This window comes from Mucilaginibacter sp. OAE612, from assembly GCF_041806395.1.
GTDB lineage: Bacteria > Bacteroidota > Bacteroidia > Sphingobacteriales > Sphingobacteriaceae > Mucilaginibacter > Mucilaginibacter rubeus.
In genome coordinates, this window is the sequence record NZ_JBGMUW010000001.1 from 5,531,411 (window position 1) to 5,554,230 (window position 22,820).

General features: G+C 44.2%; 24 protein-coding genes. 13 read left to right on the plus strand and 11 right to left on the minus strand.

Translation table 11 applies throughout. The annotated features are described in order from the left end of the window. Positions 1-39: 39 nt before the first annotated feature. From ABID99_RS22980 to ABID99_RS23005, 6 genes are all read left to right on the plus strand, one after another. Positions 40-408, plus strand: a complete 369-nt coding sequence (locus ABID99_RS22980; protein ID WP_176625378.1) for a hypothetical protein — start codon at positions 40-42, stop codon at positions 406-408. Between the two features lie 144 nt (positions 409-552). Beyond that, entirely contained in the window at positions 553-1,020 is a 468-nt protein-coding gene (locus ABID99_RS22985; RefSeq protein WP_373615211.1) for a response regulator transcription factor, read from the plus strand. A gap of 110 nt (positions 1,021-1,130) precedes the next feature. Beyond that, on the plus strand, positions 1,131-1,670 hold the full coding sequence (locus ABID99_RS22990; protein WP_373615212.1) for a DUF4199 domain-containing protein: 540 nt from the start codon (positions 1,131-1,133) through the stop codon (positions 1,668-1,670). Between the two features lie 578 nt (positions 1,671-2,248). Continuing rightward, positions 2,249-3,148: a LysR substrate-binding domain-containing protein gene (locus tag ABID99_RS22995; RefSeq protein WP_218117180.1), complete on the plus strand. Its 900-nt coding sequence runs from the start codon at positions 2,249-2,251 to the stop codon at positions 3,146-3,148. A 77-nt stretch (positions 3,149-3,225) separates the two neighbouring features. Beyond that, positions 3,226-4,236: an NAD(P)/FAD-dependent oxidoreductase gene (locus ABID99_RS23000; protein WP_354484386.1), complete on the plus strand. Its 1,011-nt coding sequence runs from the start codon at positions 3,226-3,228 to the stop codon at positions 4,234-4,236. A 2-nt stretch (positions 4,237-4,238) separates the two neighbouring features. Further along, the gene (locus tag ABID99_RS23005) at positions 4,239-4,556 is read left to right on the plus strand and encodes a 2Fe-2S iron-sulfur cluster-binding protein (RefSeq protein ID WP_091167599.1); all 318 of its coding nucleotides are present in this window, start codon (positions 4,239-4,241) and stop codon (positions 4,554-4,556) included. A gap of 182 nt (positions 4,557-4,738) precedes the next feature. Here the strand turns inward: ABID99_RS23005 and ABID99_RS23010 are convergent, their stop codons facing one another. The 4 genes from ABID99_RS23010 to pdeM form a co-directional block, all read right to left on the minus strand. Beyond that, the gene (locus ABID99_RS23010; RefSeq protein WP_373615213.1) at positions 4,739-5,524 is read right to left on the minus strand and encodes a succinate dehydrogenase/fumarate reductase iron-sulfur subunit; all 786 of its coding nucleotides are present in this window, start codon (positions 5,522-5,524) and stop codon (positions 4,739-4,741) included. A 102-nt stretch (positions 5,525-5,626) separates the two neighbouring features. Continuing rightward, on the minus strand, positions 5,627-7,561 hold the full coding sequence (locus tag ABID99_RS23015) for a fumarate reductase/succinate dehydrogenase flavoprotein subunit (RefSeq protein WP_176625388.1): 1,935 nt from the start codon (positions 7,559-7,561) through the stop codon (positions 5,627-5,629). 42 nt (positions 7,562-7,603) lie between these two features. After that, entirely contained in the window at positions 7,604-8,395 is a 792-nt protein-coding gene (locus ABID99_RS23020; RefSeq protein WP_373615214.1) for a succinate dehydrogenase cytochrome b subunit, read from the minus strand. A 181-nt stretch (positions 8,396-8,576) separates the two neighbouring features. Continuing rightward, positions 8,577-9,260: a ligase-associated DNA damage response endonuclease PdeM gene (gene pdeM, locus ABID99_RS23025; protein WP_373615215.1), complete on the minus strand. Its 684-nt coding sequence runs from the start codon at positions 9,258-9,260 to the stop codon at positions 8,577-8,579. Positions 9,261-9,405: 145 nt separating this feature from the next. On the opposite strand from pdeM, the gene ABID99_RS23030 reads away from it, so the two are divergent. Then, positions 9,406-9,780, plus strand: a complete 375-nt coding sequence (locus ABID99_RS23030) for a DUF6249 domain-containing protein (RefSeq protein WP_090530618.1) — start codon at positions 9,406-9,408, stop codon at positions 9,778-9,780. A 101-nt stretch (positions 9,781-9,881) separates the two neighbouring features. Here the strand turns inward: ABID99_RS23030 and ABID99_RS23035 are convergent, their stop codons facing one another. Together ABID99_RS23035 and ABID99_RS23040 are read right to left on the minus strand one after the other, a co-directional pair. Beyond that, on the minus strand, positions 9,882-10,397 hold the full coding sequence (locus tag ABID99_RS23035) for a DinB family protein (protein WP_373615216.1): 516 nt from the start codon (positions 10,395-10,397) through the stop codon (positions 9,882-9,884). After that, positions 10,372-11,589, minus strand: coding sequence for a sensor histidine kinase (locus tag ABID99_RS23040; protein WP_373615217.1), 1,218 nt, complete (start codon positions 11,587-11,589; stop codon positions 10,372-10,374). Before ABID99_RS23040 ends, ABID99_RS23035 begins: the two co-directional genes overlap by 26 nt. Positions 11,590-11,758: 169 nt before the next feature. On the opposite strand from ABID99_RS23040, the gene gltX reads away from it, so the two are divergent. Continuing rightward, a complete protein-coding gene (gene gltX / locus ABID99_RS23045) occupies positions 11,759-13,291 on the plus strand; it encodes a glutamate--tRNA ligase (RefSeq protein ID WP_090530624.1) in 1,533 nt (510 codons plus the stop codon). Positions 13,292-13,429: 138 nt separating this feature from the next. On the opposite strand, the gene ABID99_RS23050 is transcribed toward gltX, so the two are convergent. From ABID99_RS23050 to ABID99_RS23070, 5 genes are all read right to left on the minus strand, one after another. Then, a complete protein-coding gene (locus tag ABID99_RS23050; RefSeq protein ID WP_188834342.1) occupies positions 13,430-14,185 on the minus strand; it encodes a 2-phosphosulfolactate phosphatase in 756 nt (251 codons plus the stop codon). A gap of 190 nt (positions 14,186-14,375) precedes the next feature. Continuing rightward, the gene (gene gcvT / locus ABID99_RS23055; RefSeq protein WP_176625398.1) at positions 14,376-15,461 is read right to left on the minus strand and encodes a glycine cleavage system aminomethyltransferase GcvT; all 1,086 of its coding nucleotides are present in this window, start codon (positions 15,459-15,461) and stop codon (positions 14,376-14,378) included. 200 nt (positions 15,462-15,661) lie between these two features. Continuing rightward, positions 15,662-16,150 (minus strand): thioredoxin fold domain-containing protein, encoded by a 489-nt coding sequence (locus ABID99_RS23060; protein ID WP_091167572.1) that lies wholly within the window; start codon positions 16,148-16,150, stop codon positions 15,662-15,664. 39 nt (positions 16,151-16,189) lie between these two features. After that, positions 16,190-17,206, minus strand: coding sequence for a Gfo/Idh/MocA family oxidoreductase (locus ABID99_RS23065; RefSeq protein ID WP_373615218.1), 1,017 nt, complete (start codon positions 17,204-17,206; stop codon positions 16,190-16,192). A gap of 121 nt (positions 17,207-17,327) precedes the next feature. Further along, positions 17,328-17,936, minus strand: a complete 609-nt coding sequence (locus ABID99_RS23070; protein ID WP_090530637.1) for a DUF4142 domain-containing protein — start codon at positions 17,934-17,936, stop codon at positions 17,328-17,330. A gap of 196 nt (positions 17,937-18,132) precedes the next feature. On the opposite strand from ABID99_RS23070, the gene ABID99_RS23075 reads away from it, so the two are divergent. The 5 genes from ABID99_RS23075 to ABID99_RS23095 all read left to right on the plus strand — a co-directional run bounded on the left by ABID99_RS23075 (position 18,133) and on the right by ABID99_RS23095 (position 22,798). Further along, positions 18,133-18,738, plus strand: a complete 606-nt coding sequence (locus ABID99_RS23075; protein ID WP_090530639.1) for a hypothetical protein — start codon at positions 18,133-18,135, stop codon at positions 18,736-18,738. A gap of 39 nt (positions 18,739-18,777) precedes the next feature. Further along, positions 18,778-19,437, plus strand: a complete 660-nt coding sequence (locus tag ABID99_RS23080) for a DUF6624 domain-containing protein (protein ID WP_373615221.1) — start codon at positions 18,778-18,780, stop codon at positions 19,435-19,437. A 542-nt stretch (positions 19,438-19,979) separates the two neighbouring features. Then, a complete protein-coding gene (fumC, locus tag ABID99_RS23085) occupies positions 19,980-21,377 on the plus strand; it encodes a class II fumarate hydratase (RefSeq protein ID WP_373615222.1) in 1,398 nt (465 codons plus the stop codon). A gap of 186 nt (positions 21,378-21,563) precedes the next feature. Beyond that, positions 21,564-22,004, plus strand: a complete 441-nt coding sequence (locus ABID99_RS23090) for a fumarate hydratase (protein ID WP_176625408.1) — start codon at positions 21,564-21,566, stop codon at positions 22,002-22,004. After that, on the plus strand, positions 22,004-22,798 hold the full coding sequence (locus tag ABID99_RS23095; protein ID WP_373615224.1) for a S1/P1 nuclease: 795 nt from the start codon (positions 22,004-22,006) through the stop codon (positions 22,796-22,798). Before ABID99_RS23090 ends, ABID99_RS23095 begins: the two co-directional genes overlap by 1 nt. The last annotated feature ends 22 nt before the right edge of the window (positions 22,799-22,820 follow it).

A 22,820-nucleotide genomic window follows, 5' to 3' on the forward strand; every position in this document is an offset into this window, starting at 1 on the left:
TATTGTCAATAAATTAATTATCTGCAAAAAACAAAAAATATGAAAAAACTACTGATGCTGCTGGCCCTTGCCTGCGGACTAAATTTCGCAGCCAATGCACAACAAAAGGTTGAAAAAACGCCTGCTCAAAAAGCGGCCAACAAAACCGAGCACCTGCAAAAAAACTTAAAACTTACCGCCGACCAGGCTAAAAAAGTGAACGTTATCCTGCTTGCCCAGGCAACAAGTATCGATAGCCTGAAAAAACTGAAACAGGATAAAAAGACCAGCCACCTGGCCGATCAAAAGATTAAACAACGTACTGCCACCGGCTTAAACAAGATTTTCACCCCCGAACAACAAAAAGCCTATGCAAAATTAAAAGCCGATAAAAAAGCTAAGAAAGACGCGGCTAAAGCTGATGAATAAACGAAGCCAGGGCTTTCAGGATTAAGGGATTGCCCTTGACAGATTATAAATTTAAGAGCGGGATGTTTTTCCGCTTTTTTGTTTTGTGTGCTTTTCTGGTTATCTTAAATAATCCTAATTTTAAGATCAATCGGTGATCATAACATGGCTTCAAATTTATTGGCAAAAAACAAACATACCATACTGTACGCGGTAGCACTCGCGCTGCTATTGTTTTTGCTGAAATGGCTTGAACTTAAACTGATCATTGTTGATAATGCCTATGAAATTTACATGGGTGCCATAGCAGTATTTTTTACCGTATTAGGAATTTGGCTGGCACTTAAACTTACCAAACCCAAAACAGTTGTTGTAGAAAAGCAGGTTTACATTAACAACGGCCCCGAATTTACCATCAATCAAACCGAACTTGATAAACTCGGGCTCAGTAAACGCGAGCTGGAAGTTTTGCAGCTGATGGCCGAAGGATTTAGTAACCAGGAAATTTCAGAGCGCTTATTTGTATCGTTGAATACCATCAAAACACATTCGGCAAAGGTGTTTGAAAAAATGGAGGTTAAACGCCGCACCCAGGCCGTGGAAATGGGGAAGCGGCTCAGCATTATTCCTTAACCCGCTTCATACTTTAGTACTAATGGCAGCATATTTTCCAAAATCACCCTAAAGTATGAGCCGGAAAAGTTTCTGACAAGCCAAATTTGCTCTATCAAAATATAAACGATATGAAAAAGAATGTATTTGTTTTTGGATCAATCTCCGGCCTGATCATTGCTGCTACCGGGGGAATTTCGGGAGCCCTTTGCTATAACAACCCCAACTTTCAGGGCAACATGTGGGTGGGCTATGGCTCCATGTTGCTGGCGTTTTCGCTGATATTTGTAGCCATCAAAAATTACCGTGACAAATACAACGAAGGCATAATTAGTTTCGGCAAAGCTTTTATGATCGGTCTTTACATTGTGTTGATCACCTCAACAGTTTATGTGATTGTGTGGTTAATAGAGTTCTATAACTTTTACCCCGATTTTATGACCAAATACGTCGCCCATGTTTTAAGGGAAGCCAAAGCCCATGGTGCTACGGCTGCCGAACTTAAGCAACAGGAAGCAAGCATGGCCGGTTATGTTAATATGTACAAAAGCCCCTTCGGCGTAATCGTGCTTACTTACATGGAGATACTGCCCGTTGGCCTGGTGATTGCGCTGATAGCAGCTTTGATCCTGAAACGTAAGAATGCCAGCCCGCAATTGGCTACAAGTTAAATAAGCACATCGGTGTAACTTTATTTCGTCCGCGAGTAGGTAAAATCCGGAGGCCTCCGAAGGTGAAATGACAATAGGTGTGGAGGGCTTGTCATGCTGAGTGTTTAAATCCGGGGCCTCTGAAGGTGAAATGACAAAAGAGGGCCTGTCAGTCTGAGCCTGTCGAAGACTCGTGCGGAGAGGCCTGCCAGCCATACTTCGACGGGCTCAGCATGACCCCATTTTTTAATTATGTCATTAAGCAGCCTGGCAATCGCACGGAAGCATAGCCGCTCCGTATAGTATGTGATTGCCGCGCCGCATAATGACGTGATTGCAAATTATTGATTATCGGTATATTTTAAATCAATTTTATAAAATGGGCGTTGCCTGCGGCCCGGGCTTTCCGTTACAAGTCCTCGCTTTTCCTTCACACAATCCCAACCCACGCTGTGGGCTTTTCACTGCAATCCCTAACGCTGCCCTCGCAGAACATCCTTAAAATAAATTCCTTATGTCATAACTATTTTTTTTCAGGTTGCCTTGATGCTTACTCACAATGCCATACCGGATAAACTATTTATTCCTAAATTGGCCCAATGATATTTGATTTCAGGCTGAAGGTTTTTTATACGGTTGCACAACGGTTAAGCTTTACCAAAGCTGCATCCGAGTTATTTATTACCCAGCCCGCGGTCACTAAGCATATCAAGGAACTGGAGCAGCAGCTCAGCGTACAGCTGTTTAAGCGAAACGGCAATAATATTTCCCTTACCACCGCCGGCAAGATCCTTGAAAAATATGCCGAAAAGATTTTCCAAACCTATACCGACCTGGAAACTGAACTGGCACAGCTTAACAACCTGGAAGCCGGTACACTGCACATAGGGGCCAGTACCACCGTGGCGCAAACTATTTTGCCCAAACTGTTGGCTATGTTTAAAAAAACATATCCCAAGGTTACTTTCAATTTTATCCAGGCCAATACCGATCAGATCTCGCAGCTGGTACTGGCCGAAAAAATAGATATTGCCATTGTAGAAGGGGCTGCCCATTCGCCGCAATTATCCTATACCGATTTTATTAAAGATGAAATTGTACTGGTGACCAGTGCTAACAATAAGTTATCCAAAAAGACCGAGATCACTCCTAAACAATTACCTGCCATTCCGCTGGTTTTAAGGGAAGCCGGATCGGGTACCCTGGATGTTATCTTCAATGCCCTGGCCGCCGTGCAGATCAACCCTAAAGACCTGAACATCGAGATTCAACTGGAGAGTAGCATCGCCATAAAACAATACCTTTTATACTCAGAAACAGCGACATTTCTCTCCATTCAATCGGTAGTAAGCGAGTTAAAGTACAACGAGCTCACCATTATTGATGTTAAAGGATTAGAGATTTTCCGCACTTTTCAGTTCATTCAATTGCATGGCAAACACAGTAAATTGATTGAGCTTTTCAAACGTTTTTGCCTTGCTAATTATAACTTAAAGTAATCGCATATTACTTTATATCATTTGATTGCCAGTTAGTTTAGCGGCAAATTTGATTGCTGAATCAAAGGCGATCATACATGGAAAAAATTACTACCGATATCTGCATTATAGGCGCGGGGCCTGTTGGTTTATTTGCTGTTTTTGAAGCCGGGCTGCTAAAAATGCGCTGCCACCTTATTGATGTGCTGCCACAGGTTGGCGGCCAGCTTTCCGAAATTTATCCGCATAAACCTATTTATGATATTCCAGGTTATCCTGATGTTACCGCACAGCAACTGGTGGATAATTTGATGCTGCAGATAGCCCCGTTTCACCCAACCTTTAGTTTGGGCGAGCGGGTAGAAAACCTGCAACGCAATGATGACGGTTCCTATAACATCATTACTAACGATGGTACGCTCGTACATTGCCAGGTAGTAGTAATTGCCGGCGGCCTTGGCTGTTTTGAACCCCGCAAACCAGAAATTGACCGTCTTACGGATTTTGAGGGAAAAGGCGTAGCCTACATGGTGAAAAATCCCGAACATTTCCGGGATAAAAAAGTGGTGCTTGCAGGTGGCGGCGATTCCGCCCTGGACTGGGCCGTTTTTCTAAGCAATGTAGCCGAGCGGGTTACACTGGTTCATCGGGGGGATACTTTTCGCGGAGCACCTGATAGTGCCGAAAAGGTATTTGAACTGGCCAGGGAAGGCAAAATCGACCTGATCCTTAAATCAAATGTAGTTGCCTTAACTGGCGATGACCGCCTGCAGGAGATCACCCTGCTTGACCGGGATCAGCAGGTAAGCCATATTGAAGCCGACCATCTCATTCCTTTATTCGGCCTTAGCCCCAAACTCGGCCCTATTGCCGATTGGGGGTTGAATATCGACAGATCAGCCATCGCGGTAAATACAGTTGATTACAGCACCAATATTGAGCGCATTTATGCCATTGGCGATATCAATACCTACCCGGGTAAGCTTAAGCTGATACTCTGCGGTTTTCATGAAAGTGCTTTAATGGCCCAAAGTGCTTTCAAATATGTTTACCCCGAGCAAAAACTGAGTTTTAAATACACCACCGTTTACGGTGTAAGCGCTTTTTAGCCATGATAAATTTAACCATAATTGACCGCGACGGAGGCAGCAGGGCCGTTGAAATTCCGGAAGGCATAAACCTGAGCCTGATGGAAGTACTGAAGGCATCTGAATACGATATACTGGCCACCTGCGGCGGCATGGCGCTTTGTGCTACCTGTCACGTACAGGTAATAGAAGGCCCCGAGGAATATTTTACTGCTACGGATACCGAGCTCGACGTATTGGATACGCTCCCCTACGCTCCACCTGCAAGTCGGCTGGCCTGCCAGATCAGGATCTCCGAAGACATGGATGGGATGGTATTTAAGCTGGTTGGAGAGGAGTAAGCCGGAAGTTTTAAGTTTTAAGCCTTAAGCCGGATAAAAAAAGATTTGTATGCTTATTTCCAAAAACGGATGAGCGTTTTTTATTGTCTTACTTTATTTAAACCCGTTTTAACAACTACTGAATAAAACATAAAACGGCCCGGACAAGCCGGGCCGTTTACTATATCCTAACAGAAGATCAATTAATGACCTTGCTCATGTACTTCTTCTTCCCTGAACAGTTTCGCGCTAAAATAGTCGTTGTTCATACGGGCAATGTTAGTCAATTTAATTTCCTTAGGGCACTCGGCTTCGCAGGCACCGGTGTTGGTACAGCTGCCAAAACCTTCCTCGTCCATCTGGGCAACCATTGATTGCACGCGACGATAGCGCTCCGGCTGACCTTGCGGTAATAAGCCTAACTGGGTGATCTTAGCCGATACGAACAACATAGCCGAGGCATTTTTACAGGCAGCAACGCAGGCTCCGCAACCAATACAGGTAGCCGAGTTGAACGCTTCATCAGCAATAACTTTAGGAATTGGAATAGCGTTACCATCAGGTACACCACCGGTGTTTACCGAAACATACCCACCAGCTTGTTGGATCCTGTCGAAGGCAGAGCGGTCAACCGCTAAGTCTTTTATGACCGGGAATGCTTGAGCGCGCCATGGCTCAATGGTGATAGTTTCGCCATCGTGAAAGGTACGCATGTGCAACTGGCAGGTAGTGATACCGCGTTTTGGTCCGTGCGGGTGACCGTTGATATATAATGAACACATCCCGCAAATACCTTCGCGGCAGTCGTGATCAAAGTTAATTGGCTCATCGCCTTTGTGAATCAGGCTTTCGTTAACCACGTCGAGCATTTCAAGGAACGACATGTCAGGCGAAATATTTTCGGCTTTGTAGCTTACAAATTTACCCGCGGTTTGAGCATTTTTTTGACGCCATACTTTAAGCGTCAGGTTCATATTTCCGTTACTCATCTTTGTTTTAGATTTGAGTTATCGTTGTTTTGTTGATTGGGTGAGTGGTTAATTCGGTGAGTGGTTTTAACTTAATCAACCACCTAATCAACCATTCTCTAATTAAGCATAGTTTCTTTGAGACAGGTGAACTGCTTCAAATGTCAGTTGCTCTTTATGTAACTCTTCTGGTTGGTTTTCACCTTTGAATTCCCAGGCTGCAACAAACGCGAAGTTTTCGTCATCGCGAAGTGCTTCACCATCTGCAGTTTGCGATTCAACCCTGAAGTGGCCACCGCATGATTCTTTACGCATTAAAGCGTCGTCAATCATCAGCTCGCCAAGTTCAATGAAATCGGCCACGCGACCAGCTCTTTCTAACGAAGCGTTTACTTCTTCGTTTTCGCCGGTTACGATAGCATTTTTCCAGAAATCGGCTTTCAAAGCCTGGATCAGGCCTTTGGCTTTTTTCAGGCCCTCCTCGGTACGGGCCATACCGCAGTACTCCCACATAATGTGGCCAAGTTCGCGGTGGTATTCGTTAGTGGTTTTAGTGCCTTTTAACGACAATAGTTTGTTTACGTGGGCAATTACATCCTGCCTGGTTTTTTCAAACGCCGGGTGGTTGGTATCAACCTTTTTAGGACCAATCTTAGCCAGGTAATCGCCAAGGGTATAAGGGATCACGAAATATCCGTCTGATAAACCCTGCATCAATGCAGATGCACCCAAACGGTTTGCGCCGTGATCGGAGAAATTACATTCGCCTAAAGCATATAAACCAGGGATTGTAGTGCTCAGGTTATAATCAACCCAAAGGCCGCCCATGGTATAGTGAACCGCAGGGTAAATACGCATTGGTTGTTTGTATGGGTTCTCGTCGGTGATCTGGATGTACATATCAAACAGGTTACCGTATTTGGCTTTAACGGTTTCTTCGCCTAAACGTTTAATAGCATCGGCAAAGTCAAGGAATACCGCGAAACCAGAACCTCCTACACCTCTGCCTTCTTCAACCATTTCCTTGGCGTTACGTGAAGCCACGTCGCGCGGAACAAGGTTACCGAAAGCAGGATATTTACGTTCAAGGAAGTAATCGCGGTCATCCTCTTTAACCTGGTCTGCCTTCAATGTGCCTTTGCGCAGTTGCTCGGCAATTTCAACAGTTTTTGGGGCCCATACCCTACCGTCGTTACGCAGCGACTCAGACATCAGCGTTAACTTAGACTGATGATCGCCGGTTACAGGGATACAGGTTGGGTGAATTTGAGTATAGCAAGGGTTACCAAAGAAAGCACCACGTTTGTGTGCCCTCCAGGCTGCCGTTACGTTTGAACCTATGGCGTTTGTTGACAGGTAGAATACGTTGCTGTAACCACCGGTACATAATAATACCGCGTGGCCTGCATGCGTATCGATAGCGCCGGTGAGCATATTACGGGTAACAATACCTTTGGCATGGCCATCGATAGTTACTACATCTAACATTTCGTGGCGGGTGTACATTTTTACTTTACCCGCATGGATCTGGCGGTTAAGGGCAGAGTAGGCACCTAATAAAAGCTGCTGTCCTGTTTGTCCCCTCGCGTAAAATGTACGCGATACCTGCGAACCACCGAATGAACGGTTGTCTAACAAGCCGCCGTATTCGCGGGCGAAAGGTACACCTTGTGCAACGCACTGGTCAATGATGTTTACCGAAACCTCGGCCAAACGGTGAACGTTGGCTTCGCGGGCGCGGTAATCACCACCTTTAATGGTATCGTAAAATAAACGGAAAACGCTGTCACCGTCATTCTGATAATTTTTAGCGGCATTGATACCACCCTGTGCAGCAATAGAGTGTGCACGGCGTGGGCTGTCCTGGAAACAAAATGCCTTAACGTTGTAACCCAGCTCGCCTAAAGTGGCAGCTGCCGAAGCGCCTGCCAAACCGGTACCTACAATGATAATATCGTATTTACGCTTGTTGGCGGGGTTAACCAGCTTCAGATCAAATTTATGCTTGCTCCATTTTTCGGCTAATGGGCCTTGAGGAATTTTAGCATCTAATGTCATCTCTTCTTTGTATTTATGTTTGTGGCTTTTGGCCAGCTAAACTTAGTGAGCTCCCTGGGTTGATAAATAGTAATAATAAACCGGCATGGCGGCAAAAAGCAGCGGAATGATAACTGCAAACAGCCATGTACCAATAAAGTAAACTACCGGTGTATATTTACGGTGTACCCAGCCCAGCGTACGGAACGCGCTCTGGAAACCATGTAACAAGTGAAATGCTACAGCACCCATGGCTATTACGTAAAATATAACGTAGATAATGTTGCTGAAACTGTAAGCAACACGCGCGTGCAGGTCTTTTAACCTTACAACTTCCACATTGTTTTCGGTTGATACCGAGTGGCTGAATTCGGCATTGGCCGGTGTGTAATCGCTAACCTTTGTTTCGCCTGTTGCCAAATCGGTACGGTACTCTTTAAAGCCCATGGTTTTGTCGTTATGGTAACGGAACCAGAAATCGCCCATGTGGATAACTATGAACAGGAACAGGACTGAACCAAGCAGGCCCATGTTTTTTGATGACCATGAGGCATCAGATTTTGCCGCTACCGCATAACGTACAGGGCGGGCTTTACGGTTCTTGACAGTCAGGATCAAACCGTATAGTGCATGCACTAAAATGGAAAGGTACAACAGGTATGCTATAACTTCAATAGGCGGAAAATGCGTAAGGAAGTTGGCATACACGTTAAAACTGAAACCGTTATCGTTGTTAAACAACAACAGGTTGCCGCCTACGTGCACAATTAAAAAGGTACACAGAAACAAGCCTGTTAAAGCCATGATCAGCTTTTTGCCCAGCGACGAGTTTAAGGTTTGTTTGAATTCGCTCATTATGAATTGGATTTATTAGGCAAAAGTATTTATTAAATAACAAAACATAGAAGAGGTTTTGGCTTATTGGAGACCAAAAAGCTATTTAGAATCAATCTAAAATAATGTCCTGGTATTCAACAACCAAATACAATACTATGACAGGGAATTCGATGGATTTAGTGCATTTTGTAGATAAAAATCAGGCTATAGCCACAACCTTATCTTTCAAAACGGCAAAGATCCTGTCGTTTTGAAGGCTCCGGATAGCTACCCGCCCGGTAAATTTTCCGAAGGATGGTAAAATTCCCTGTTTATTGCCGAAGGCAAAGCAAGGCAATGTAATGCTTTGACGTGCCCGGCCGCTTAAGTTTACCCCAGGGTGGATATGCCCGCAAAAAACGTAACCCGCTTTTTCGTCCCGGTCATTGGCAATCGGATGGTGCATCATGAGGAAGGGGCCGATCAACAGTTCGTCGTGCAGTTCGATATTCAGGTTATGATAATGCTTATCTGCAATGATATCATGGTTGCCGCGGACCAGCATGATCTGTAACGCGGGGAACTGGCTGCGCCAAAGGATAAACCAATCCCAATCGTTATTCATATCGCTGTGGAACAGATCGCCCAAAAAAATTAACTTTTCCGGCTTGTGTTCATAAATAAGATCGGAAAGTACGGCCAGGTCACTTTGCTCCATATCCCGCGGTATTGCTATGCCGGCCTTACGGAAATGGCCCACTTTGCCCAAATGCACATCGGCAATTATCAGGGCGCTTTGCTGCTGCCAGTAAATAGCTTTTTGTGGTAATAATAAAAGATCCTGCCCCAGCAGGTTAAAAGGAGTAGCCGCACTTATCATTAAAGCAAAGTTAATAAATGCCATCCGCCCTCCTAAAAGGGAGTAATAATTTTTTTCAATCAGGGTGTAACCTGTTTAAAAAACATGTGGTCATAGCTTACAAATACACCGCAATGGCGTGTTTATAGAGAGAAAAAACAGTATTAACTTAATTAAAAAAACAAATATTATGGGCGCAGGTGAATTGGGCGTATTAGCAGGAATTATAATACCCCTCAGCTTATTCGCAATGATCTTCGGGATCGTTTACTTAAACAAACGGGAGAAATTAGCTATGATTGAACGAAACATGGATCCGAGGAGTTATAAACCGCAATCGGCTCCTTACCAAAATTTAAAATGGGGCTTACTGCTTATTGGTTCGGGTATCGGGCTATTTTTGGCCTACGTTTTAAACCGTGGCATATTCAATAGTTTTGACGATGATGTTTTCTTTTTATACGTAGCATTGATCGCTATTTTTGGAGGGGCCGGCTTGTTTTTATCATACCGCATCGAGAAAAGAGAAGTGCTGGATAAAGAAGAATTGTACAAAGAGAAATAAAAAATCGCCCCCGGGCAGGTTGGAGAGCCCAGACTTACGAAGTTTTAAAAATTTCGTAAGTCTTTATGTTTAATGGCCTTACGATGTGCGATATAAATACCTTACCCTATCCCGTACCGCTCTTTAAATAGATTTAAATGGTGGCGCTCATGCCCGGCCAGCATAAATACAAATGCGGCAACGGTAAACAAATGGTTGCTGGCAATACCGTTACGATTTAGCTGCTCATTGCTGAATGCTTTAATCATATAAAGGTTTGCCTGGCGCAATGCACGGAACTCTTCGGCAAGGTCTTGTATATTTTGGCTGTTGAAATCGGTATTGTTAACATAAACATCCTGGTCAAAGCCTGGCAGTTCGATATGATTGCGCGAAAATACGAGGGCACGATAGGCAAAGGTACGTTCGGTATCAATCATATGGCCCAACGCCTGCTTAACTGTCCATTTGCCGGGTGCATAAGCATATAGTCCCTGCTCATCGGTTAAACCACTGAATAGCTGGTAGCTGGTATCCATTTGCTGTTCAAGCATGTTAATTACATCGTTGTCGCCAACAAGGCCCACATATCCCGCTGCAAATGGTGAATAATCACCTGGTTTTGGTTTTGTTATCATTGCGCGTGTTTTTTAGTACTATCCTGAAAGTTGTTCCTTTACCTATTTCCGAATCTTTTACAAAAACCTGCCCGTTATGGTAGTTCTCCATGATCCGTTTGGTGAGCGATAAACCCAGCCCCCAGCCGCGTTTACGGGTGGTATAGCCAGGCTGAAAAACAGTATCAAACTTAGAGCGCGGAATGCCTTTGCCGGTATCTGTAATATCAATAAAAATCTGGTTTTTAACTTTATTGCCGCTAATCTCAACCTTAATGGTTCCCTTACCGTCAATGGCATTAACGGCATTCTTCAGTAAATTTTCCAGTACCCAGTCAAACAGGGGGATATTAAGCCCGGCCCTAAGGTGAGGATTACCTGTCATTTCAAAACTGATGTTTTTGCTGACACGTACCTTGAAGTAATCAACAAAATCTTTTACTACGGCATAAACACCATGTTCTTCCAATACCGGCTTGGAGCCAATCTTTGAAAAACGGTCGGCTACAATTTCCAGCCGCTTTACGTCGTTTTCCATTTCCGCCATCAGAACATCGTCTTCGGCATGGAATTTTTCCTTCATTAGCTCAATCCAGGCCATGAGCGATGATATGGGGGTCCCCAACTGGTGTGCTGTTTCTTTGGCCAGGCCCACCCAAACCTGGTCCTGTTCCGATTTACGTGAGGAACTGAAGGCGGTATAAGCCATCAATAGAAATATAGCAATTACTGTTAACTGTACGTAGGGAAATAGCCGGAGCTGCGTAAGTAAAGGAGAATCTTTATAGTAAACATAATTGTCGTCGCCCAAAACTTTGTACTTTATGGGGGCGTGCTGGCCTTTCATGTATTGCAGCTCATTCTCAAAATATGTTGGGTCGTATTTTTTTCCTTTTTTATTCTCGGCTTCGAGCTTGTTGTAGGTTTTGGTGGTGTCTAATCCGCGCCATAGAATAATTTCGCCTTTTTCGTCGGTGATAATTGCGGGGACGGTTAAACTGTCACGAACAGAAATTACATAACTAAAAAAATCGTCATCGTCTGAGTTTAGTAACTGCCTCATAGTCATGGCCCAAACCTGGGCACGGGTACGCTCAGAACGGGCAATGTTTTTTACCAGGTAGCTGGTGTAAAATAACGAACCGCTGGCAATTACCACTGCAAAGGCAAGGAGCAAATATTTCCAACGTTTTTTCTGTTGATATGGGTTCATGCTGGGCACAGCCCAAATAACGTAAAATTGCTTTGTAAAATATAATTTTTGTTAGTAGTTCATAGTTGATGGATCATTGTTCATAGCAGCGCCATTTCTTTTATAATGCCATGAACCATGATCTATCAACTATAAGCTTTGCGCTTAATAACATATCTTTGCCCCCATCATGACCGATAAAAAAGTAAGAGTCCGTTTTGCGCCAAGCCCTACCGGTGGTTTACACCTTGGCGGTGTGCGCACCGTGTTGTTTAACTATTTATACGCCAAAAAACATGGCGGTGATTTTGTTTTGCGAATTGAGGATACCGACCAAACCCGCTATGTGGAAGGTGCCGAAGAATATATTTTAGATTGCCTTAAATGGTGCGGCCTTCAGCCCGACGAAAGCCCGGTTGCCGGCGGCCCTTACGCGCCATATCGCCAAAGCGAGCGTAAACCACTTTACCGCGAATATGCCGAACGCCTGGTTATGGAAGGGCATGCTTATTATGCCTTTGATACCGCCGAAGAGCTGGACAAAAACCGGAAGGAGATCCCCAATTTTCAGTACGGCCTGGCCTATCGCCATACCCTAAGAAACTCGCTTTCATTGCCTCAGCACGAGGTTGATGCCTTGCTTGATGCAGGTACGCCGCATGTGATCCGCATTAAAATGCCGGAGGGTGAAACAGTGAGTTTCAATGATATGATTCGCGGATATGTGAGCTTTGAAACCGGCCTGGTTGATGATAAAGTGTTATTAAAAGCCGATGGCATGCCTACTTATCACCTGGCCGTTGTGGTTGACGATTATCTGATGAAGATCACGCATGCTTTTCGTGGCGAAGAATGGCTGCCGTCGGCCCCGGTACATTTGCTGCTTTGGGAATATCTGGGCTGGAAGGCCGATATGCCACAATGGGCGCATTTACCGTTAATCCTGAAACCGGATGGTCACGGTAAACTGAGCAAACGTGATGGAGCCCGACTGGGTTTCCCGGTGTATGCCATGAACTGGTTTGATGCAAAAACAGGCGAGTTGACGCCGGGTTTCCGTGAATTAGGTTTTTTACCGGAAGCTTTCCTGAACCTGCTGGCAACTTTGGGCTGGAACGACGGTACCGAGCAGGAGATTTTTACGCTTGACGAATTGATAGAAAAATTCTCGATAGAGCGCGTTAACAAATCGGGCGCCAAGTTTGATTTTGAGAAAGCCAAATGGTTCAATGCCGAGTGGATTAAGAGGTCTGAAGTCGAAAGTCTGAAGTCAGATGTTATAAAAGTATTTGCTGATAAGGGTGTTAACGTTAATGATGATGAGTATTTGGCCAAGGTTATCGGTTTAATTAAAGACCGTTGCGTACTAATGCCTGATTTTTACCAGCAGGCGGGTTTCTTTTTTGAGCAGCCCAGGGAGTATGACCTTAACGCGGTAAAACCTAAATGGACTGATGCCAAAACAGCGTTTTATCATGCGTTTATCGCCTTGCTAAATAACGAAGCAGTTATTGAAGCGCATGACCTGGAAGCTAAATTCAAAGCCCTTGCCGAAGAAAAAGGTTTAAAAGTTGGGGATGTAATGCTGCCTTTCCGCATTATGCTGGTTGGCGGCAAGTTTGGTCCACATGTGTTTGATATTGTCGCCCTGCTTGGTAAAGAAGAAACCATCAGCAGGATTGAAAAGGCGCTTGTGGAGTTTGCTGCCCCCCCCGCCCCCTAAAGGGGGTGCTTACTTACGCCGGCTCTTTCGAGGCATCAACGATTTCTATTTTTGCTGTAAGGCACGAAACAATCCCCTATTGGCAGGTCCGCCCTGTATCGTTTGGGATTGCTTCGTGCCTCGCAATGACGTTTTTTATTACACCGCCAACTTCACCAGTTTCTCCCCTTCCAAAACAGGAATGGCAGTTGTCAAATCAACCTGTAAACAAAACTCGATATCTTTTTCGATGCCTAATTTTTTAAGGCGTTCGCCGTGTGATGTTTTTTTGAGATATCCGTTGATATCGCTTTTACCAACCTGGAAAAGATCGTTAGCGGCTAAGGCGGCATCGTCCAGTACAAATCCTTTATCTTTTAACTGCTCAATTACGGCACCGGCAAACAGGGTATCCTCCAAATTGAAATTGTTTTTCCAGCCGGCACACACCAGCAGCACATTTTCGTTTTGGGTATTAATCCAGTTGCTTAAAGCGGAAAGGTTCAGGAACGAACCAATAACAATTCTTTTTGCGCTGCGCGATAAATGCAGTGCATGTGTGCCGTTGGTAGTGGTTAACACTATTGTTTTACCGGCTACCTTTTCTTTAGTATATGAAAATGGCGAGTTGCCAAAATCAAAACCATCAACTACCGATCCGTCGCGCTCGGCGGCAAGAAGGTAATCCAGCCCTTTCTCTCTATACGCGGCACACTCCTCAACTTGTGATACCGGTATAATAGCCTCAGCACCGTTTTCAATACCATAACATATAGATGATGTCGCCCTGAAAATATCAATAACCACTACAATATAATCCTCCACATTAAAAAGCGGCAGTAATGCGGGGGTTAGGCAAACGTGTGCCCCCCAGCCCCCTGAAGGGGGAGTTTGGGTAGTTGTATTTTCAGACATCTTTTAATTTAAATTAATGAATTATAACAAAGAGATAAAAAGCCGGGGCTGCGCGATTCCCCTCTTGAGAGGGGTGGAGGGGTGTGTTAATATTCGCTAATAAACGATGTATAACACACCCCTGCAACCGCTCTTTCCTCCGCGCCCCCTCTCGAGAGGGGAGTTTGAAAGCGTTCCTCCCTTTAGGGGGTTAGGGGGCTTTATAAAACGGAGGTTTTACAATCTGCGCTTTAATTTTATTATCCCTGATGCTGATGTAGATCTCGGTGCCTTCTTTGGCGAAAGCGGTATCTACATAGCCCATACCAATAGCTTTTTGTAATGATGGTGATTGTGTGCCTGAAGTTACTTTACCTATGGTATTGCCATCAGCGTCAACAATTAAATAATCATGGCGTGGAATACCGCGGTCTATCATTTCAAAACCTACCAGTTTGCGGTTTACACCAGCTTGTTTTTGAGCTTGCAATGCTTCAGCGTTGGTAAATTCTTTATTGAATTTGGTTACCCAGCCTAAGCCGGCTTCAAGCGGTGAGGTGTTATCATCAATGTCGTTACCATATAGGCAGAAACCCATTTCCAAACGTAAGGTATCACGTGCGCCTAAACCAATTGGCTTAATACCAAAAGGCTCGCCGGCTTTGAAAATTGCATCCCAGATCTGCTCCGCATATTGGTTTTCAAAATAGATCTCAAAACCGCCCGCACCGGTATAGCCAGTAGCTGATATTAGCACATTATCAACACCTGCAAAAGTTCCTTTTTTAAAGGTGTAGTATTCCATGGATACCAGATCAACCTCAGTTAGGCTTTGTAAAGCTTCGGCAGCTTTGGGACCCTGGATAGCCAACAATGAAGTCCGGTCGGATATGTTTTTCATATCTACACCCTTGGTATTGTATTTGGAGATCCAGTCCCAGTCTTTTTCAATATTTGAAGCGTTAACCACCAGCATATAGGTTTTTTCGTCGATCCGGTAAACCAGCAGATCATCAACAATACCGCCGTTTTCATTCGGCAGGCATGAGTACTGCACTTTGCCATCGTATAGTTTTGATGCATCGTTACTGGTTACCCGCTGAATCAGATCAAGCGCGTTCTCTCCTTTTAAAATGAATTCGCCCATGTGGCTTACGTCAAAAACACCAACTGCCTTGCGCACGGTTTCGTGTTCGGCGTTAATGCCTGTGTATTGAACGGGCATGTTGTAACCGGCAAATGGAACCATTTTGGCACCGGCTTTTACGTGGATATCGGTTAATGCGGTATTCTTCATCGTCAACTTAAATATTGGCCGCAAAGGTAACTATTATGAAGCGTAATCGGTACCGTTGATTGGTTTGATTTTTTGGGGATTACACCGATTGATTTTGAACCGTGATTTATAGGATTGAAGGATTGCCCTGATAGCAGGGCGTTAACAAAAAAACCGGTTAAACAATATTATTTAACCGGTTTTTATAAGCGTTGAATACTTTATACCTTTTTAAGCGTTTCCATCAGCACCGGAATTTTTGGCACTTTTGGGTACGACTGAAATAATTTACCATACTTATCATAAATAGCGATGTATGGAGTGGTTTGTACACTATAAAATTTTTGTACCAGGTAGGTATAACCTTCGGTACCAATGGTGATGTTATGGTATTTGGCCAGATCAAAATCGCGCTGGAAAGTTTGGATTCCTTTAAGCATCGGCATAAAAGTGATCATCACTATCTGCACATTTTTTAATTTGGGCAGCTCGGGTTTCAGATCATACATCAGGTGCTGGCAATGGCTGCAATCGGGCGAAAAATAGATCACCATTACCGGTTTGTTTTTTTTCAGGTTGGCAGGAGTAACGTAAACACTGTCTGTAGTGAGGATGTGATATGGCGGCAAGCCGGAATTAGCAGGTGGCGTTTGTGCCTGGCTGCACCCGGCGGCAATAATCAGACAAAGCAGTAAATACAGTTTCTTCATTATTTTAATTAGCATTTAATAAGCATAGTTACAACATTTTTAGCTTTCAAGCAATTCAATTTGCCATGCAACATGCTCCTCGGTTACCGGGAATAACGCATTTTCGCGCACGGTATGATATACGGCATCAAATATGCCGTTATAATTACCTTTGGGTGACTTTATCCATTCCACGGTCTTCTGCCCGTCGGCCCCCATGAGCACCAGTTTACCGTCGCTGCCTTCGGGTTCGATGCCAAAACCTTCGTCGGTAGGCATCATGTCGGCATCAAGCTGTGCTTCCTGTACATCGGTACGCATTTTTACAAAGCTGCCTAATGTGCCATGTACCACAAAGCCATAAGTATGCTCGGCAATGAGCAACCCCGAGGTTAGGTATACATTAAGCTGATTAGGATATTTAAGGTGGATATTGAAATAATCATCAACCTGCGAGTTTGGCCTGAATGCAGCGGTAGTTTTTTCATAGCTCAACGGCCTGCCAAAGATACTGATAGCGTTATCAACCAAATGGGCGCCAAGGTCATAGGTAAGGCCACCGCCCGGAACGCCCGCCGTTTCCTTGAATTGTTTTGCACCGATGGCCATGCGGTACCTGTCCAGCCTGAAATGAACCTCGATCAACTCACCTAACCTGCCGCTTTCAATCACCTCCTTTACCGAAAGGAAACCGCTGTCATAACGGCGGTTTTGATAGATCATCACTTTCAAATTAAGCTTTTTACCCAGATCATACAGCGCTTTCACCTCGCTTGAAGTTACGGCTGCGGGCTTCTCAATCAATACATGTTTACCTGCATTTAGAGCTTGTACAGCATAATCAAAGTGGGTGTTGTTAGGGGTATTAACGATGATGAGCTCTATTTCCTCGTCATTCAGCAGCTGGTCGATGCTATCATAGCTGATCACATCCGGGTATTTTTTGCCGGCTTTTTTTTCATGGCGCTCAACCACGGCCTTAAAAGTAAAGCCCGGATTGGTAGTTAAAAACGGGGCATGAAAAATCCTGCCCGACATTCCATAGGCCATGAGGCCGGTTACTATTGGTTTCGACATATTAAAGTAGATTTTGCTGTGTTAAAAGTATCGTTTTAGCTACACCTGTACAAGGGAATTAAACAGAAAAAGGGAGATTGTTACATCTCCCTTTTTCTGTCTTGAATTAATCAATAGCTGATTACTTCATGCCTTTTTGAATAGCTTCAATCTCGGCTAAATGGTGTTGGATAACAGGTAATGTTTTAGCTGCAAAGGCTTTAAGGTCGGCATCTTTGCAGTTTTTTGAAGCATCTTCAAACAATGATTCAACTTTTTTATGGCCTTTAACCATAGCATCAACATAGTCCTTGTCAAAATCAGCGCCTGTTTTGGCTGCCAGGTCGGCTTTCATTTTCTGGTGCTCATCATCAGGTGCCGATGGCAGGGTAATGTTTTTGGTTTTGGCTATGGCCATTAGTTCGTCGTTTGCTTTACTGTGGTCAGTAACCATCATTTTAGCAAAATCTTTTACTTTGGCATTGGTTGCCTTTTCGCTGGCCAACTGGCCAACAGCAACTTCGGCTAAGCCGGCATTGGCCGCTTCGGTTGCAAATTTTGCATCATCGGCGGTAACGGCAATGCCTGTAGCACCGGTAGTAGTTGTGTCTTTTACTTTGTTGGCACTGTCGGCAGTGTCAGTTGTTGCAGCTGCTGTGCTATCGCCGCTACCGCTTTTTGCTCCGCCTTTACAGGCCTGGAATGATAATGCCGCCAGGGCCATCATTGCAATTAAACTTAACTTTTTCATAGTAGTGTTTATGTATTTGTTTTTACAGTTAACATTTTTTAGTTAATTAAGTTTGATTTTCTTATTTGTAAAATAAGAAACACAGGTAATTGGAGTGCCGTTTACTAATATTTAGTTTTTAATAAATATTTAACATTTGTTTAAAAGCACTTTTATAAGTTGTGGTTTATAATAACGCGACTAAATTATACCTGATATGTTAATAGGATCATTGTTTTTGGGCAAAGTGCATGAGGTTAACGGGCAGTGGATAGAGACCAAATTTGTGGTTATTGGCATTCCGCTGTTCCCAACCAGCTCCATGCTGGTAACCCGATCGGCCTGGCGAAGCCGTAACGGGTTTAATATTCCGCTCAACCATCAAAGCATCATTGCAGGCTACGCCCGCATGTTTTCGGTGATCATAGCCTTTATTGCTTTCATCTTCTTTTTTAGCGAAAGGGATTCAACCGCTTTGTTAATCGGGGCCATTGGCCTGGCCCTGTGGTTATATTTTTATTTTGTATTTGGCAGCGCCGATACGGCAGAAGCGGAGGAACGAAAAAAAATGGGCGACCTCACCGGTCTGTACATCAAACCGGAGTGGCTTAGCTATGATGATGCCTACCGGATCTATGATCGCCTCGAAAAAAAATACCGGGCAGAGTTTGACGGGGCCGACTGGCTCAACGATCTGCAGCAAAATGAAATAGCGCCGGCCAAGCTGCCGCTGCTGTATGCGCTTTCGCGGTTTAACTATTCGTTAGGGGCTACCGAATGCAACAAAAAGCTATTTGAAAAGGCGGATAGCTTATACTTGTAATACAGGTTTTTGCGTTTATTTGCTTAAACCTCATTGACCATGAAAAACCTGATCATCGTGTTGTTAATTATAACGGCAGGCACAGCATCTGCTCAACAAAAGTTTAACCCTGTTTTAAAGAGACAGCTTGACAGCGTATTGGCACTTGATCAGAAATATCGCGAGATCTTAACTTATCTGATGGATCCGAGCAAAAAGGATTCGGTGTTGAAAACATTACCGGTTAAACCGGAAGAAGCTACAGGCTATTACTGGAAGCTTCAGAGCCAGGCCGATTCGACCAATTTGATTTTTATCGAGAATGTATTTGCGAAATACGGCTATCCCGGCAAATCGCTTGTTGGAGAACTAACCAATGAGGCAGCTTGGTACGTAATCCAGCACTCACCTAAAATAAATCAATACATGCCCCTCATGAAAACCGCTGCCGAAAACAAAGAACTGCCTTTCAGGTTGTACGCCATGATGCTCGACAGGCAGCTGATGTATGAAGGTAAAGAGCAAATCTACGGTTCGCAGGCTACGTCAAAGCCATTACGTAACGGCCAAAAAATTGGTTATTATGTTTGGCCGATAAAAGACGCGGCAGGTGTAAATGAACGCCGTAAGCAAGCCGGTTTTGATCAAACTGTTGAACAGAACGCTAAAAGGTTGGGCTTTGATTACAAGGTTGTGAAAATTGAGGATGTGAAGTGGTAGCCATGATTTAATAAATGGAATTGCTCAATTAAATCCCAATTTGCGTTAGGGATTGAAGCGGATACCGGCCCACGAGCATAATGCCTGCAGGCGTATGAGCGGAAAGCCCGGCCGGAGGCAACGCCCATATCTGAACCATGATTTTTAGGATTTTGGGATTGTTAGGATTTTTATGTCAATTTTTAAACCGGCATAGTAAAAATCGCAATGCTCTTTCCCTGTGCTTGGCTACAGGGAAAGAGCATTTAAAATAATTCGCTCTTTATTACTAATCTCATGCTGAAAAATTTCAACACAAATGCTTTGCAAGCGCTCCACAATTAATCGAATTACACGAATCTTAAATTGATTCAATTCGTGTAATTCGATTAATACGTAAAAATTAGTGTGAAAAATTTTCATTTATTGTTTTTCAATTCGTATGTGGTTAAAAGCAGTTTCCCTGTGCTTGGCTTTATATATTTATCCTATCAAAAAGTTTACACCCTGCATTCCCCCGCATCATATAAAAACATAACTTTGCCCCTGCAAAATTTAATACCATGAGTTTCAGAACCGAACACGATACCATGGGCGAGGTACAGGTACCTGCCGACAAATACTGGGGAGCGCAAACCGAACGCTCACGCAATAATTTTAAAATTGGTCCGGAGGCGTCAATGCCGAAGGAAATTATCGACGCTTTCGCATACCTGAAAAAGGCTGCCGCTTTTACCAATACCGATTTAGGTGTATTGCCGGCAGAAAAACGCGACCTGATTGCACAGGTTTGCGACGAGATCCTGGCCGGCGAACTGGCTTCGGAGTTTCCGCTGGTGATCTGGCAAACAGGCTCGGGCACGCAATCAAACATGAACGTGAACGAGGTGGTTGCTAACCGTGCCCACGTATTACAAGGCAACAAACTGGGCGAAGGCAAAACCTTCATTCACCCAAATGATGATGTGAATAAATCACAATCATCAAACGATACTTACCCAACTGCCATGCACATTGCGGCATACAAGATCCTGATTGACGTAACCATCCCGGGTATCGAAAAACTGCGCGATACCTTGCAGGCTAAATCAGAAGCCTTTAAGTCGGTAGTAAAAATTGGTCGTACCCATTTGATGGACGCTACCCCGCTTACTTTAGGCCAGGAGTTTTCAGGTTATGTATCGCAATTGAACCACGGCTTAAAAGCTCTGCGCAATACGCTTGATCACCTTTCTGAACTTGCTCTCGGTGGCACCGCGGTAGGTACAGGGATCAACACGCCTAAAGGTTATGATGTAAAAGTTGCTGAGTACATTGCCCAGTTTACCGGCTTGCCGTTCATCACAGCAGAAAATAAATTTGAAGCTCTTGCCGCTCATGATGCCATTGTTGAAAGTCATGGCGCTTTGAAACAAATCGCGGTTTCATTAATGAAGATAGCTAACGATATCAGGATGCTGGCTTCAGGTCCGCGTTCGGGTATCGGCGAAATCCATATCCCCGATAACGAGCCGGGTTCATCAATTATGCCGGGTAAAGTTAACCCAACCCAAAACGAAGCGGTTACCATGGTAGCTGCACAGGTTATGGGTAATGACGTGGCTATTTCTATCGGTGGCTCAAACGGCCATTACGAGCTGAATGTATTTAAACCCGTTATGGCGGCAAACTTCCTGCAATCGGCAAGGTTAATTGGTGATGCCTGCGTGTCATTCAATGATCATTGCGCTGTAGGCATTGAGCCAAATTACGAAGGTATTAAAAAGCACCTTGAAAACTCATTAATGCTGGTAACTGCGCTTAACCCGCATATTGGCTATGAAAACGCGGCAAAAATTGCTAAAACAGCCCTTAAAAACGGCAGTTCACTGCGCGAAGCTGCTATTGGTTTAGGCTTACTAACCAACGAGCAGTTTGACGAGTGGGTTCGCCCCGAAAATATGATAGGCAGTTTAAAATAAGCCTCACCCCAACCCCTCTCCGGATGGAGAGGGGCTTTTTAATGCATGCAGTTTATGCCAAAACGCTTTAATTTGCGCTATCTCTCAATAACTAAGGCTTTAAGCCTTCTGCCTTCAGCTTTCAGCTTAAAAAAAGCCTTTCGCCTTTTACCTTTCGCCTTTTGCCTCATAATAACCTCCTGTACCATGAACCCGGATAAACAAACGCCCGGCGAGGGTTATTTGCAGGGCGAGTGGAAACAAGATTCCGTACCTGCGCAAAAAAGCCTGGTAACATATTCGCTATATGATATTAAATTCAGCTGTGATTCATTTCTTTTGAAGATTAGTACCGTTAGCAAGGTTAATTACGGGGCTGATACGTGTATGAGCAAAGGCCATTGGGATGAATATGTACGCGGAACGTACTCGCAACGGCGGGACACTCTCCACATTAAGGGGCAATTTTGCAATGCCGATGGCTCATATAAAAATGAACAGGGCTGTTTCAGGTTTGGTGATTATGAAGAATATTTTAAGGTTCATAAGCAAAGCGACTCGCTGATCCGGTTTGTAAGTACATCCAACGTAATACCTATTAACGCGCATTTAATAAAAAGAACAAGCTGCATTCCAAAACCATTGTAATGAAAACACGAACCTTAAAAAAACTTTTATTGCTGGTGGCGATATTTTATATCCCCCTGCAAAGCATGGCCTGGGGTACTAATGGGCACCGCATTTGCGGCCAGGTTGCGGATAGCTACCTAACCACCAAAGCCCGTAAAGCTATTCAAGCCATTTTGGGTAATGAGTCGATTGCCATTACCAGCAACTGGGCCGATTTTATTAAATCAGACCCGGCTTACAATTACCTGTATAACTGGCATTTTATCAACCTGGAAAAAGCTTACACTTATCCTGAGCTACAGGGCTATTTAAAGGCTGATACGATTACCGATGCCTATACCAAAATGAATTTCCTGGTGACCGAACTTAAAAAGAAAACTACTACCAAAACCAACAAGCTGCTTTACCTGCGCATGCTGATCCATATTGTTGAGGATGTGCACCAGCCGCTGCACACTGGTCACCTGAGCGATAAGGGAGGTAACGATGTAAAGGTACAATGGTTTGGTAAAGAGAGCAACCTGCATTCGGTTTGGGACAGCGAGTTGATTGACCTTCAGCAATTAAGCTACACCGAGTATACCGCGATGATAAACCACACAACAGCCGCTCAGCGTACTGAACTACAAAAAGCGCCAATGAGCCAGTGGATATACGAAAGCAACCAGATGGCAGATAAACTGTATTCCGAAACTAAAACCGGTGATAAACTTGGTTACAAATACAACTTTAGCCATATAGCAACCCTTAACCAGCAAATGGTTAAAGCCGGCGTACGTTTGGCCGGTTTACTGAACCAGATATTTGGATAGTTCTTTGAGGTGAAAGGTTAAA